The sequence below is a fragment of the Acinetobacter sp. MB5 genome, from assembly GCF_003261585.1.
Lineage (GTDB): Bacteria > Pseudomonadota > Gammaproteobacteria > Pseudomonadales > Moraxellaceae > Acinetobacter.
The window spans coordinates 1-14,727 of record NZ_POVU01000028.1; the positions used below are offsets into that span (position 1 = coordinate 1).

General features: G+C 42.6%; 8 protein-coding genes. 2 read left to right on the forward strand and 6 right to left on the reverse strand.

All coding sequences use genetic code 11. The annotated features are described in order from the left end of the window. Both C1A47_RS18000 and C1A47_RS16685 read left to right on the forward strand, forming a co-directional pair. Nucleotides 1-4,209, forward strand: a 4,209-nt coding sequence (locus tag C1A47_RS18000) for a beta strand repeat-containing protein (protein WP_162625978.1), incomplete at its 5' end; no start/stop codon positions are given. 112 nt (nt 4,210-4,321) lie between these two features. Continuing rightward, complete coding sequence (locus tag C1A47_RS16685; protein ID WP_111896152.1) at nt 4,322-5,854, forward strand: glycosyltransferase; 1,533 nt, start codon at nt 4,322-4,324, stop codon at nt 5,852-5,854. A gap of 45 nt (nt 5,855-5,899) precedes the next feature. On the opposite strand, the gene C1A47_RS16690 is transcribed toward C1A47_RS16685, so the two are convergent. From C1A47_RS16690 to C1A47_RS16715, 6 genes are all read right to left on the reverse strand, one after another. Continuing rightward, the gene (locus tag C1A47_RS16690; RefSeq protein WP_171294412.1) at nt 5,900-7,078 is read right to left on the reverse strand and encodes an HlyD family type I secretion periplasmic adaptor subunit; all 1,179 of its coding nucleotides are present in this window, start codon (nt 7,076-7,078) and stop codon (nt 5,900-5,902) included. Between the two features lie 54 nt (nt 7,079-7,132). Continuing rightward, nucleotides 7,133-9,250 (reverse strand): type I secretion system permease/ATPase, encoded by a 2,118-nt coding sequence (locus C1A47_RS16695; RefSeq protein ID WP_111896154.1) that lies wholly within the window; start codon nt 9,248-9,250, stop codon nt 7,133-7,135. Beyond that, complete coding sequence (locus C1A47_RS16700) at nt 9,247-10,707, reverse strand: TolC family protein (RefSeq protein WP_227539808.1); 1,461 nt, start codon at nt 10,705-10,707, stop codon at nt 9,247-9,249. The genes C1A47_RS16695 and C1A47_RS16700 overlap by 4 nt, the downstream gene beginning before the upstream one ends. 297 nt (nt 10,708-11,004) lie before the next feature. After that, nucleotides 11,005-12,846, reverse strand: coding sequence for a glutamine--fructose-6-phosphate transaminase (isomerizing) (gene glmS / locus C1A47_RS16705; protein WP_111896156.1), 1,842 nt, complete (start codon nt 12,844-12,846; stop codon nt 11,005-11,007). Between the two features lie 12 nt (nt 12,847-12,858). After that, complete coding sequence (gene glmU, locus C1A47_RS16710; RefSeq protein WP_111896157.1) at nt 12,859-14,223, reverse strand: bifunctional UDP-N-acetylglucosamine diphosphorylase/glucosamine-1-phosphate N-acetyltransferase GlmU; 1,365 nt, start codon at nt 14,221-14,223, stop codon at nt 12,859-12,861. 20 nt (nt 14,224-14,243) lie between these two features. After that, complete coding sequence (locus C1A47_RS16715; protein WP_111896158.1) at nt 14,244-14,720, reverse strand: phosphatidylglycerophosphatase A; 477 nt, start codon at nt 14,718-14,720, stop codon at nt 14,244-14,246. Nucleotides 14,721-14,727 lie beyond the last annotated feature (7 nt).

Consider the following 14,727-nt stretch of genomic DNA (forward strand, 5'->3'; position numbering starts at 1 on the left):
TCTGAATCTGAGTCTGCTTCAGCCTCTGAGTCCTTGTCTGAGTCTTTATCTGCTTCTGAGTCGGCGTCTCTTTCAGCTTCAGAGTCTGTTTCTGAATCTTTATCTGCTTCTGAATCGGCATCACTTTCAGCTTCTGAGTCTGTTTCTGAATCTTTATCTGCTTCTGAGTCAGCGTCGCTTTCGGCCTCTGAATCCTTGTCAGAATCCTTGTCAGAATCGGCTTCTGAGTCGCTGTCGGCCTCTGAATCTTTATCTGAATCATTATCTGTTTCTGAGTCTGGATCACTGTCAGCCTCTGAGTCCTTATCCGAGTCGTTATCGGCCTCTGAATCTGCATCACTTTCAGCTTCTGAATCAGTCTCAGAATCTTTATCTACATCAGCCTCTGAATCGCTATCAGCTTCTGAATCCTTGTCAGAATCTTTATCGGCCTCTGAATCCGAATCGCAATCTGCATCAGAGTCTTTGTCTGAGTCGTTATCTGCTTCGGCATCGGGATCAGATTCTTCGTCTGAGTCAACTTCTGAGTCATCGTCAGCCTCTGAGTCTGCATCACTTTCAGCCTCTGAATCCTTATCTGAGTCGTTATCTACGTCTGAGTCTGCATCACTTTCAGCCTCTGAATCTTTGTCAGAATCGCTATCTACTTCTGAATCTGAATCTTTGTCAGCCTCAGAATCTTTATCCGAGTCATTGTCAGAGTCAGCATCGCTTTCTGACTCAGCTTCTGAGTCGCTATCAGAGTCGTTATCAGAGTCAGCATCGCTTTCTGACTCAGCTTCTGAGTCGCTATCAGAGTCATTGTCGGAGTCAGCATCGCTTTCTGATTCAGCTTCTGAGTCGCTATCAGAGTCCTTATCAGAGTCGGCCTCATTGTCAGATTCAGCTTCTGAATCATTGTCTGAATCCCTTTCTGTCTCTGAGTCTGAGTCGCTATCGGCATCAGATTCAGCATCTGGATCAGATTCAGCATCTTTATCTGAGTCGTTGTCGATCTCTGAATCTGAATCTCTTTCAGCCTCTGAATCTTTGTCTGAATCTCTTTCAGTCTCTGCATCTGAGTCAATTTCAGCGTCTGAGTCATTGTCAGAATCTTTATCTGATTCAGCCTCTGAGTCAATTTCAGCGTCTGAGTCATTATCTGAGTCGTTATCTGAATCTGCTTCGGACTCTCTCTCTGCTTCTGAGTCATTATCTGAGTCCTTATCAGCCTCTGAGTCTGAGTCCTTATCAGCCTCTGAGTCCTTATCAGACTCTTTATCACTTTCTGAATCAGCTTCTGAATCAGCTTCTGAGTCTTTGTCAGAATCTCTATCTGAATCAGCCTCTGAGTCCTTATCAGCCTCTGAGTCCTTATCAGAATCCCTTTCAGCCTCTGAGTCCGAATCACTGTCAGCTTCTGAATCGACTTCTGAGTCCTTATCGGCTTCTGAGTCAGAGTCACTGTCAGCTTCCGAGTCATTGTCTGAGTCTTTATCGGCTTCTGCATCTGAGTCCCTTTCAGAGTCGGCATCATTGTCAGAGTCAGCCTCTGAGTCAGCATCACTTTCTGAATCAGCTTCTGAATCGACTTCTGAGTCCTTATCGGCTTCTGAGTCAGAGTCACTGTCAGCTTCCGAGTCATTGTCTGAATCATTATCGGCATCTGCGTCTGAGTCTCTTTCAGATTCAGCATCATTATCAGAGTCAGCTTCTGAATCAGCATCATTGTCAGAGTCAGCTTCTGAATCGACATCTGAGTCCTTATCCGCTTCTGAGTCAGAGTCACTGTCAGCTTCCGAGTCATTGTCTGAATCATTATCGGCTTCTGCATCTGAGTCCCTTTCAGAGTCGGCGTCATTGTCAGAGTCAGCCTCTGAGTCAGCATCACTTTCTGAATCAGCATCTGAGTCGGCATCTGAATCTGCATCGCTCTCTGAATCAGCGTCATTATCAGCATCGGAGTCCTTGTCTGAGTCTTTATCCGAATCAGCATCACTTTCTGAATCAGCATCTGAGTCTTTGTCTGAATCATTATCAGCCTCTGAATCTGAATCACTTTCAGAGTCGGCATCACTTTCTGAATCCTTGTCCGAATCGGCATCACTCTCTGAATCAGCATCAGAGTCGGCATCTGAATCTGCATCGTTATCTGAATCTGCCTCTGAGTCATTATCTGAATCTGCATCAGAATCGCTATCTGAAGCCTTGGCGATTCATGCCGAAGATAATCATGTCACCTTGGATGCAACCGTTGATGGTACAGAAACCACAAGCAGTTGGAATAGTTCATCAACATCACTATTGACTCTCGGAGTGCTTAGCTATAGTACAAGTGCTAATAATGCATTGGTTGTTGATGCAAACCATACTGCGGATGTTAGTGGAACCTTGACTTTGAGTAGTGTCGTAGGTTTGACGCTACTCGGAAATACCACAGTCACTTTGGAAGTCTACGACGAGACAACTGGGACATGGACAGCAGTTGCTTCTTCTGCAACTGGAACTTCTTTACTGGGAGTAGATCTGCTGATTAGTGGCAACACGGTAACCTTCTCAGCCTCTGGTTTAGACGAAGGAACTTATCGTGTAACGATGGAGGTAACGGGGGTATCTTTAAGTGTTCTTCCAACATTGACACTCGATGCAACAGTCACAGATATAGACTATACCGAGGTGAGTGCTGTTTCGGGCAGTACGTCGGGTAATGTGCTCACTGATACCGATGCCACAGCAGGAACAGATACTGTAGATGCCAATACGGTTGTGACTGAGGTTGAAAACTCAAGTTCAGTGACCACTGACGTGGCAAGTACAGGTACAACCACTATTAACGGACAGTATGGTACCTTGGTGATCGCCGCTGATGGTACATATACCTATACATTAAATGACTCGACTTCAGGTCTAGGTCAAACAGAGACTTTCACCTATACCATCTCAAGTGGCGCAACAACCTCTACAGCCACTTTGGATATCTATATTGACCCAACGGCTTACTCCGCAGATTCTGTTGCGGTTGCTGACACCGCTGACCTGAGTGCTGATGCTTCCAATGCAGAAACAGCAGGTGTAACAGATACTATTAGTTATTCATGGCTACTTAGTGGTCTGGGTGGTGAGACATCTGGGACATCTTCTTTTACAGTGGCATCGGGTACTGTTGAGACCGTTACAGTCACAGTAGCATCTAGTCAAAGTGTATCCGTGGGTGGCAATACAGTTGTAACAGTGACAGATGCTTCTACTGGAGCTGTAGTTGCTTCAACCAGTGCAGGTAGTCTTCTCGATGTAGTGGGGATTTTGACTAATGGTAATACGGTGGTAATTTCTGGCTTAGCAGCAGGTAATTACATCGTTACGGTTGAATCTGATACAGGAATAAGTTTGACAGGTACAGTTACAACGACAATTACCCATGAAGTCTATGACCTCGATAGTTTTGTGACTGCGACAGAAACTGTAACGGGGAATATTCTCGACGGTACAGATTCGGCTTCGGTCAGTGACACGCTTGGTTCATCGTTTACCACGATTACCGTGCATAGTGCAGATAACACCGCGTCTTATACCTTGTACCAAGATGGAGATATTACCGATAGTTCAGGAACAACAGTCTCAACGAGTACAGTAGAGTTGGAAGGTAAATACGGCACATTAACTATTGCCGCTGATGGGTCATATAGCTACACGCTCGATTCAGGAATAGACCTATCGACCATTACCTCTAAAGAGTCGTTCTCATATACCTTAACCGATATAGACGGTCATACTTCCGATGCAAGCTTGACCATCAATCTGGACTTGAACATCACAGGGACTACGGCTGCAGATACCGTTCAAAGCACAGCCTACGATGATACGTTTACTTTGGGAGAAGGTGCCGATACGCTGGTTTATCATTTGCTGAATAGTGCCGATGCCACAGGAGGCAATGGTACAGATACTTGGACAGATTTCCAGTTGGGTTCAACAGGAGACAAAATTGATGTTACAGATTTGTTAGATAGTTCAACAACCTATAGCACAACCTCAACAGATGCCAATTATATTGGTAACTACATTAGCGTAAGTACAGTAACAAATACCGATGGTACAACGGATACTGTAGTGAGTATTGATCGGGATGGAACAGCAGGGACGACGTATACGTCAACCGAATTAATTACCTTGAAAGATACCAACACCACGTTGGATGACTTGTTAAATAACAACCAACTTTTATATTAATACAAAACTTAAAAAAGAGGGTCTTCGGATCCTCTTTTTATATGATATCAAATCAAGTATATTGAAATCATGATAAAACCCATTGATTAGAATAAATTAAAGAGGAATTTGGATGTTTAAATATAAAAACTACTATTTTTGTAACTTGGATTTTGGAGTTCAGCTTACAGGTGTAGAGCGTGCAGCGCTAAAAAGAGCACGATTATTTAAAAATTATTTTGGTGTTAGTCCAATATTTCTCACGAGTCGATTTAATATAAATTTAGAAGATAATGTTAATAAGCTAAAAGAAATAGGATGGATGCCATATTCTTGCGATGTTTTTAACGTTTATGAGTATTTAAGAGGGGCTTATTTAAATGCGATAAAAATCGATTTAAATCATGGTCTCGATCAAAAAAATTATGATGTTGAAGATATTGAAGCAAATGCGGCGCATCAGCGTTTTGTGTCTAAAGTAAACAAGCAGTTTTATAAGTATGTTGTCTGGAAAGATGAACAAAAAAAACAACTTGTTTTTATTAATAATATATTTAATAACAAAGTTATAAAAAGAGAAAAATTTGATAATCAGGGACGCTTATTTGCGATACAAGAGCTTGATGAGAAAGGTCGTGTCCTGATTGAGGATCTCATTCATCTCGATGGTCATTTGGCTTTGCAGCGTTATTTTGATGAAACAAATAAACTCCTTAAAATCGTGGTTTATAATAAAGATGGTTCGATTCAGGATGTATTTCTAAATGAAGCAGAGCTTGTCGACTACTGGTTAAATGAGATTATTGATGAGGAATCTCCAAATTTTTTTGTAATTGATCGTAATCCTGCATGGAATATTGCTTTAAAAAATTTCCATAAACAAACAGGGCACTTAACTGTATCAATTATGCATAGTAGTCATTTGGTCGAAATGGAAGATAATATTTTATCAGGCCGACTAAATTCTAATTTTAAACCAGTTTTAGAAGATGAATTTAAAATCGACCATATTATTACTCTGACAGATCATCAGAAAGAGGACATATTAAAGCGTTTTCAAAATAAAGATAATATTGTAACGATTCCACATACGATAGATATTCTCCCACCAAAACCTGATTTTTCTGCTCGAAATAAAAAGAAACTGGTGGCATTGTCTCGTCTTGCCCCAGAAAAACAGATTCTCGATATGGTACTGATGATGAATGAGTTGGTCAGAACTCATCCTGAAGTGCAGTTGTATATTTATGGAGATGGTGGTGAAAAGACCAAAATTATTGAAAAAATTAATGAACTCAGTCTGAATGAGCATGTCATTTTACATGGTTACACCGATGATATTGCTGTCGCTTATCAAGATGCTGTTTTTTCACTGTTAACCAGTCGTTGTGAAGGGTTCTCTTTGGCGATTTTGGAAAGTCTAAGTTATGGCGTACCTGCCATTTCTTATGATGTTCCTTATGGCCCTGCCAGTATGATTCAGAATGAGAAAAATGGTTTTCTTATTCCACATCGGGACTACAAGATGATGGCCAATAAGATCCGCTCTGTGATTGATGATCAGGAACGGCTTCAGGCAATGTCGGATTGTGCTTATGAATCTGTTGATCACTTTACAGAAGACTCAGTGTCGAAGCGTTGGAAGAATATTTTGCTCGATGCCTAAATAATAAAAAAAGACCACCTTAAACGTGGTCTTTTTTTTGAGACGTTATCTTTCTCTGAGTGCTTCTTTAGCTTTATTAAATGGTTTCAGTAAATACTCAAGTACGGTTTTTTCACCTGTTTGAATGTCGACTGTAGCCACCATACCTGGCGTAATCGCAAATTGCGCACCTGCTTTATTGATGAGTTTATCGGTATTGGTGCGGATATAAACCCGATAATAAAACTGATCTTGTTTGACTTCATCGCGGATGGTATCAGGGGAAATCACCGTTACTTTTCCTTCTAAACCACCATAAATGGAGTAGTCATAGGCCGTAATTTTGACCAAGGCACGCTGTCCAGGGTGAATAAACGCAATATCTCGTGGCGAAATACGCGCCTCAATCAGGAGCTGTTCATCGAGGGGTACAAGAGTCATGAGCTTGCCATTTTGAGCGACTACACCGCCAATGGTGGTGACATCGAGTTCTTTGACAATTCCACGCATCGGAGCTCTGAAAATAGAGCGTTTGACTGCATCATCACGACCATTAATGACCTGTTGTAGAGATTGTGCATCAGCATTGGCTTGGGCCAGATCTTCACGGGCTTTGACATAGTACTCATTGCGTTTGTCATTGAGCTGGCTCTGAAAGTTATTAATATCTTGTTTTAATTTCAGGACTTCAACAGCCGATGCGGCACCTTTGGCAACCAGCGGTTCTGTCATAGCAAGCTGGCTTTGTGAGAGTTGCATGGCTTGTGTTAAGCCAGCAATGGTTTGAGTGAGGTCTTCTCGTCGAGTTTGATATAAAGCGGTTTCTTCTCGAACTAAATTAGGGTGGGCCTGAACATCTTTGGGGAAGGTCAGTTTGGTTCCATTTACTTCAGCACTGAGTCGTGCGGCTTTGGCTTGAGCAGCAAGCAACTTCGAGCGGCTTTCCCCCACCTGTGACTCAAACCGAGTCGGATCAATTTGTGCCAAAATCTGGCCTTTTTTTACGATATCACCTTCTTTTACATCGAGTTTGGTAACAACACCACCATCTAAAGACTGGATCACCTGATCTTTGGAAGATGGAATCACTTTTCCTGTCCCTGTTGAAACTTCTTCAAGCTGGAAATAGGAGGCCCAAGCAATAAACACAATGAGAAATGCCGTCAGTATCCAGATGGTGATTGAGGCGCGAGGCAAAGGCGGTTCTCGGTAGGAGAAGCCATGCTGTCCAAGCCGAGGATCCATACGCTCTTGGGCACTGACGGGTTGCATCTCATTACTGTTGTGTTCTGTCATGGGTTATACAAATTCTTTTTTGTCTGAATGAAAAAGCTGTTCACGGGGAATATCTTTGGCAATTTTACCTTCATGCATCACAATCACCCGATCAACAAGCTGTAGAACCGAGTGTCGATGTGTCGCGATGACAAGCGTTTTATGAGACAACCAACCCTTCAGTTGATCAATCAGAATTTTTTCTGAAACATCATCAATCGCAGCAGTCGGTTCATCTAGTAAAACAATATTTGGATTTCTTAAGATCAGCCGAGCCAGTAGCAACGCTTGTTTTTGCCCACCTGAAAAGCCGATACCACCTTCTAAAATAACATGATCTAAGCCTTCTTTTTTTTGCATCACGATTTCAAGTGCATGAGTCATGTGGAGTGCCCTAATAATATCTTCATCAGAGACCAAAGGTGCGCCCAATGTGAGATTTTCCCGAATTGTGCCGTAAAACAATTGTGCATGCTGGTTCAGCAAGCCCATATCTCGGCGAACATCATCTGGGCTGAGTAGACGGATATCGACACCATCAAGAGTCAGACTTCCCTGTTGCAAAAACTGCATGCCTGCCAGTAATTGCAGCAGAGAGGACTTGCCAGCACCATTGCGCCCTAAAACGGCAATTTTTTCACCTGCACGAATTTCCAGTTGTTTAATCGCAAGGGTAGGTTCTGTAGCATCTTCATTGTATTTAAAAACGGCAGATTTAAACTCATAGTGACCAATTAATGCAGGTTTATGAATCAGCTGACTTTTTTCAGGATGATCCACAGGTTTCTTCATGAGTTCATCTAGACCTTGCTTGGCTACCTTGGCATTTTGCCAGCGCAGTAATATGCCTGTTAAATTCGAGATCGGGGCCAGCATTCTTGAGGATAAAATCGAGCAGGCCACCAAAGCCCCTGTGGTCATATCGCCATTGATCACGGCAAAACAACCCACCAGAATCACGGCAACATAAGTGAGATTTTGAACCTTCATTGTCCAAGAGTTCAGAAACCCTGTGATTTTGCGTTGCCGCATACTGATTTCAGCAGAAATTTCATTGATATGGTTCCACTGGTTCTGAAAGCGGGATTCCGCACGAAGCAGCTTGATATCTTCTATGTTTTGGACAGATTCAACCAGCATGGCATTTCGAATGGAACTTTCTCGCATACCTTCAGTTGCGAGCTGGCGCAGTTTACTCTGAACCAAAATTGCAGGAATCAGCATGAGTGGAACAACGACCAGTAGTACCCAAAAGATTTGTCCACCAATAATCCAGAGAATGGCCAGAAAGAAAAAGAAAAACGGTAAGTCTGCAACGGCACCCAGAGTGGTTGAGGTGACCAGTTCACGAACGCCATCAAGCTCACGAATTTGAGAAATAAATGAACCAGTTGATTTCGGGCGCTCTTTATTCTGAATCCGCAGGGCGTGTCCATAGACCCGATCTGAAAGGCGCAAATCTGCACGTTTACCAATCGTATCTGAAACATATACCCGACACATTCTCAAAAGTAGTTCAAAAACTGCGGCAATCAGTACACCACTGGCCAATACCCAAAGTGTTGGAAAGGATTGGGCAGGAATGACACGGTCATACACATTCATTGAAAACACAATTGTCGCAAGAGCCAGCACATTGGTAATCAGGGATGCCAGCATAATGTCGATATAGCGTTTCCAGTCTGCAAACAGAATTTGCCAGAACCAGTTTTTTTCATAGGGTTTGATGTATTCATCTACCCTGAGGTCTGGGGTTGAGACTTCAGGGCGAAATGCATACAGCATGACCGCTTTTTTTTGTAGTTCTTCAATGTGAATATTCTGCGCCAGACCATGGTCACCACTAAAATGTAGGCATGCATAGCCTTGAGCATCTAGTTTCTCAATGACTGCAATTTGCTGGTCGTCCAGTTCTACAACCAAAGGGAGTAACCACGGGTTCAACTCCTTGACGGAAAATTTAAATTGTTTTGAGCTCAGGCCTAAATATCTGCTGAGTAATTCAATTAATTGATTTTTATTGTCTAATTTGCTCCATTGTAATTTTAGCTTGATGCTTTCTTCAGCTGTTTCAATACGGTAATACCGAGCAACCAGAAGGAGTGCCTGTAACCATTGTTGCGCATTGAAATCTTGGGTCATTGTTGTAATTCAACTCCTTGAATATTTTTATTATTAATCTGGTAAACATCTCTCGATTTTCCTGTTGTACTAATATATTGAGCAATGGTGTCGTAAATTGTATATATGGCTTGTTCTTTTTCTATTCGTGCACTCTGATAAGACTGTTCTGCACTGAGTAAATCTAAAATTGAACGCGTACCCAATTTGTATTGGTCTTCATAAAGTTCGCGTGTCTGGTGGGTGATTTTTTCCCGTTGAATTAATATATCAATCTGGCGTTGCGTATTCTCGATCAGCTCTTGTGCTGTACGTGTGGTGTTGAGTACATCTAAATAGGTTGAATCCAGTTTAGCTTGCGCTGCCTGTTCGGCATAATTGGCAGCATTGAGCTGGGCTTGAACTTGTCCTCCTTGATAAAATGTACTGCTCACTGAAAGATAGACAGCAGGATCTGTGCCATTTCGCTTCCCTGAATCAGGGTTAATTCCGTTAATGGCATGACTGACAGAGCCAACCAGTGAAATTTTGGGATAAATACTTTTTCTGGTTTGCTCCTTTTGTGCTGAAGAAACATCGATTTCTGCTTTTGCAGCAATCATTTGTGGAATGTTATTGAACTGAATCGGACGATATAAACCAGACTGTGTAACTAAATCAGAGGAAACCGTAAACTTCATTTGACTGACATCAAAACCCAATAGTGTTCTGAGTTTTTGTTCGGTTTGCCGCAGGCTGCTTTGCTGAGTAATTAAGTATGACTGTGCATAAGCCACATAGCTTTGTGCCTGTACAGGATCGGCTCGACTACTGATGCCTGCATTTGCCCGTAATAAAGCGATATTGTAAAGGCGCTGCATGCCCTTAATTTGTTGTTGTGCAATATTCACCAAGTTACGGTAGTAGCGTATAGCAAGAACATCACGGGATGTATCTGTGGCAATTTCATCGACTGCAACCAGAACATTGGCTTGTTCGGCAACGAGCTTGGCTTTTTCAATATCGACACTGGCTTTGACCTGACCAAAATCGTAAAGCATCTGGGTGGCCTTGATCGTATAAACCTGCTCACCTTTATTCGCTGAAGTGAGGTCACCTGTTTCCATTCCAGCAGAGATTGAAGGGTAGTAGCTCGCTCTGGCAACATCAATACTGGCACTTTGCTGTGAAAGTTCGGCAATACTTTGACGTATGGTTGGGTTACGCTGAATTGCAAGCAACACAGCTTGATTCAAATCAAGGCTTTGATCTTCACCATTTCTAAGAGGTGAAATATCCATACGGTTAGTTGCTGAAAAACCAGATGTAACAGTCTCTGGTTGGCCTACAATAGGTAAAGGTGTATTTGGAGCCGTAACGTTAAACTTGGATAAATTAGCGAGATTAATCGTTTTATATGAGTCATCGGGTCTAGGTCGAATAAGGTCTTTAGCACTAAAATTTTTCCAAGAAGAGTCTTCTGCATAGGTGCAATTCATCACGCTGAAGCAGCTACTTAAAGCTAGGGTCAAGTTGATATATTTAAAATATCGCACCTTAAGCATTGATCTTATATCCTTATTGATCACTTTAATTTTCAATTAAAAATTATGTTATTTTTAAAGAGAATCTAAAACTTTTCTTAATGAAATACAAACGTTGATCTTTACTTATACTTTTTTTTATTTATGAAAATTGAAATGATTTGTTATAATCATATTAAGTGATAGGTTTAGGCAAAATAACAGTGTATGAAGGGCATTCAACCTTCATACACTTGTGTAAATGGGGAATGGTTATTCCACCGTCACCGATTTTGCCAAGTTACGTGGCTGATCCACATCGGTACCGCGCAGTACCGCAACATGGTAAGACAACAACTGTACAGGCACGCTGTAGACGATTGGCGCAAGCCATTCATTCACGCTTGGAATTTTTACCACATGTTGACGGTCTTTTTCATTGATGCCACTTTGCTCATCGGCAAAGACAAACAATTCACCACCACGCGCTTGCACTTCTTCCATGTTCGATTTGAGTTTATCGAGCATGTCATCTTGTGGCGCAAGAATGACAACAGGCATGTCATTGTCAACCAGTGCCAATGGGCCATGCTTGAGTTCACCCGCTGCATAACCTTCTGCATGAATGTAAGAAATTTCTTTGAGTTTCAACGCACCTTCTAATGCAATCGGGAAGTGTGTACCACGACCCAAGAACAGGCAGTGTTGCTTTTCAACAAACAGTTCAGACAAACGCAAAATTTCGGCATTATGCTGTAAAGTATCGAGAACAACTTTTGGACAGTGCCATAACTCACTGGTAATTTTAGCAATTTTATCAGCAGATAGACGATGTTTGACTTGACCGATTTTAAGTAACAACAACATTAAAGCAGCCAACTGCGTGGTAAATGCTTTGGTTGAAGCTACGCCAATTTCAGGGCCAGCAAGTGTGAGCAGGTGATGATCTGTTTCACGAACCATCGATGAGGTTGCGACGTTACAGATGGTCATGGTTGAAATGTTCAAGCCTTTTGCTGCGGCACGTTTTTGTGTATCACGCAGCGCTGCCAAAGTATCTGCGGTTTCACCTGATTGTGAAATACACACATACAAGGTACGGTTGATGATCACAGGCGAACGGTAGCGGAATTCACTGGCAATTTCGACTTGGCAAGGCACATCAATCAATTGCTCTGCCCAATATTTGGCAATCATGCCTGCATGGTAACTGGTACCACAGGCAATAATTTGAATTTGCTCGATATTGTTAAAATCAACTTCCGCATCGGCAAGGAAATCTTCACGCAAGGCATTGCCATTCAATGCTTGAGAAATCGTTTGTTGCAGCGCTTCAGGCTGTTCATAGATTTCTTTAAGCATGTAGTGCTTGTATTCACCTTTCGATGAATTGCTGACGGTTGCATCAAGCTCTTTTACAGGGCGTTGAATCGCTTGTGTACCATGTGCATAAATTTCAATGCTGGTACGGGTTAAACGCGCAATATCACCTTCTTCAAGGTAAATAAAACGGTTGGTGATTGGCAACAATGCCAACTGGTCAGAACCAATAAAGTTCTCACCAATCCCCACACCAATCACCAGTGGAGAACCTTCACGGACAGTGATCAGTTCATTTGGATAGTCAGCATGGACGATACCAAGTGCATAAGCACCTTTGAGTTTTGACACAATACTTTGTACTGCAACCAAAAGTGAATCTTCAGTTTTCAGTGCTTCAGCAACTAAATGGGCAACCACTTCGGTGTCTGTTTGAGAATTGAAGACATAACCCAGCGCTTGTAAGTCTTCTTTCAGTTCAGCGTAGTTCTCAATAATGCCGTTATGCACGACGGCAACTTTGCCTGAAAGATGTGGATGCGCATTGGTTTCGGTTGGTTTCCCATGAGTTGCCCAACGGGTATGCGCAATGCCTAGGTTCCCAGAGACCTGATGTGATTTCACCGCTTCTTCAAGATTAACCACTTTACCAACGCGACGTTCACGTAGAACTTGACCTTGATTAATTAAAGCCAAGCCAGCCGAGTCATAGCCACGGTATTCAAGGCGCTTGAGGCCTTCAATTAAAATTTCACTGATATTTCGTTCGGCAACGCCACCAACAATACCACACATAGAATTTTCCTCTTATTTCTTAGTCTTTTGGGGACGTTGATAATCTGCTTTTTCAATTTGTTGAGCGCGTTCAAAAGCCAGTGCATTGTCCACCACATCTCGGGTAATAACCGAGCCTGCACCAATTGTTGCACCATTGCCAATTTTGACTGGCGCAACCAGTGAACTATTTGAACCAATAAATGCGGCATCACCAATAATGGTTTTGTGTTTATTTGCACCATCATAGTTACAGGTAATTGTGCCCGCACCGATATTTGAACCCGCACCGACTTCTGCATCACCTAAATAGGTAAAGTGATTGGCTTTAGAGCCTAAGCCGATACTTGAGTTTTTCACTTCAACAAAGTTGCCGATATGTACTTCATTGGCCAGTTTTGCACCCGGACGTAAACGGGCAAATGGGCCGATTTGAGTATCTTCTCCGACTACCGCACCATCGAAAATGCTATAAGGCTGAATTTTAGTGCCTGCGGCAATTTTGGTATTTTTCAATACGCAGCCTGCACCAATTTCAACGCCATCGCCAAGTTCGCAATCGCCTTCAATAATCACATTGATGTCAATACGCACGTCTTGACCGACTTTGAGCTGACCACGTAAATCGAAGCGTTTGGGATCGGTTAAAGTCACGCCTTGACGCATCAACTCTAGTGCTTGTTGTGCTTGGAATTCACGTTCTAAAGCGGCAAGTTGAATACGGTCATTCACGCCTTCAACTTCAAAGGCTTGTTCAGGTTGAATCGATGCAATTTCTAAACCTTCAGCAACCGCCATTGCCACGATGTCTGTCAGGTAATATTCGCCCTGAGCATTGTTATTCGACAGTTTTGGTAGCCATTCATGTAATTTGGCATTACTGACACAGTAAATACCTGTGTTAATTTCTTGAATCTGGCGCTGTGCATCAGAGGCATCTTTATGCTCGACAATGGCTTGGATTTGACCATTTTTACGCACAATACGACCGTAACCTGTTGGATTGTCTACTGTGAGGGTAATCATGCCAATGCCCGTTTGGCTTGAGGCATCGAGCAGTTGCTCTAGGGTTTGCTGGCGTACAAGCGGCACATCACCGTATAGAATCAGGGAAATACCGTCTTGCGGCAAAACAGGTAAAGTGACTTGTACAGCATGACCTGTACCGAGTTGTTCAGCTTGTTCCACCCATTGAATCTGTTCATGGCTGAATGCATCTTTGACCAAATCACCGCCATGCCCATAAATGGTAATAATATTTTGAGCTTGGAGTTGTTTTGCAGTTTGAATCACATGACCGAGTAAAGGTTGCCCTGCTAGCGGTTGTAACACTTTTGGCAATTTAGAACGCATGCGCGTGCCTTTACCTGCAGCAAGAATAATCACGGTAGTTGACATAATAACCTACTTAAATGGCGTTAAGCCCCTGAAAGTACTAAATATACGGTAATACATAGTGCAGCCCAAAGCCCTGCAATAATGTCATCCAGCATAATACCGAAGCCACCTGCAACCTTTTGGTCAGCAACACGAATCGGCCACGGTTTCCACACATCAAACAGGCGGAATAACGCAAAGCCAATCAGCGCCCATTGTATATGCATTTCATTAAAAAAGATTAAAGGCAATAAAGTAATTGATTGCCCTGCAAACTCGTCCCAGACAATCCGTCCATCGTCATGTACACCAATCACTTTGGCGGTATGCCCGCAAATCCAGATACCGACAAGGGACATGACAATCACTGCGAATACCGAGCCATAAAAGCCCAAAGCAATCCAGATCGGAATGAACAATAGTGCAAAGGCTGAGCCAAATGTGCCTGGTGCTTTGGGTGCTAGACCTGAGCCTAAGCCGACGCCACAAAACACGACGCAACGATCAAACCAAGACATGTCTTGG

Excerpts from the sequence above, each read along its gene's own strand:
- C1A47_RS16685 (WP_111896152.1), top strand. The coding sequence starts at position 4,322 with ATGTTTAAATATAAAAACTACTATTTTTGTAACTTGGATTTTGGAGTT.
- C1A47_RS16690 (WP_171294412.1), bottom strand. The coding sequence starts at position 7,078 with ATGGATCCTCGGCTTGGACAGCATGGCTTCTCCTACCGAGAACCGCCT.
- C1A47_RS16695 (WP_111896154.1), bottom strand. The coding sequence starts at position 9,250 with ATGACCCAAGATTTCAATGCGCAACAATGGTTACAGGCACTCCTTCTG.
- C1A47_RS16700 (WP_227539808.1), bottom strand. The coding sequence starts at position 10,707 with ATGAATTGCACCTATGCAGAAGACTCTTCTTGGAAAAATTTTAGTGCT.
- glmS (WP_111896156.1), bottom strand. The coding sequence starts at position 12,846 with ATGTGTGGTATTGTTGGTGGCGTTGCCGAACGAAATATCAGTGAAATT.
- glmU (WP_111896157.1), bottom strand. The coding sequence starts at position 14,223 with ATGTCAACTACCGTGATTATTCTTGCTGCAGGTAAAGGCACGCGCATG.
- C1A47_RS16715 (WP_111896158.1), bottom strand. The coding sequence starts at position 14,720 with ATGTCTTGGTTTGATCGTTGCGTCGTGTTTTGTGGCGTCGGCTTAGGC.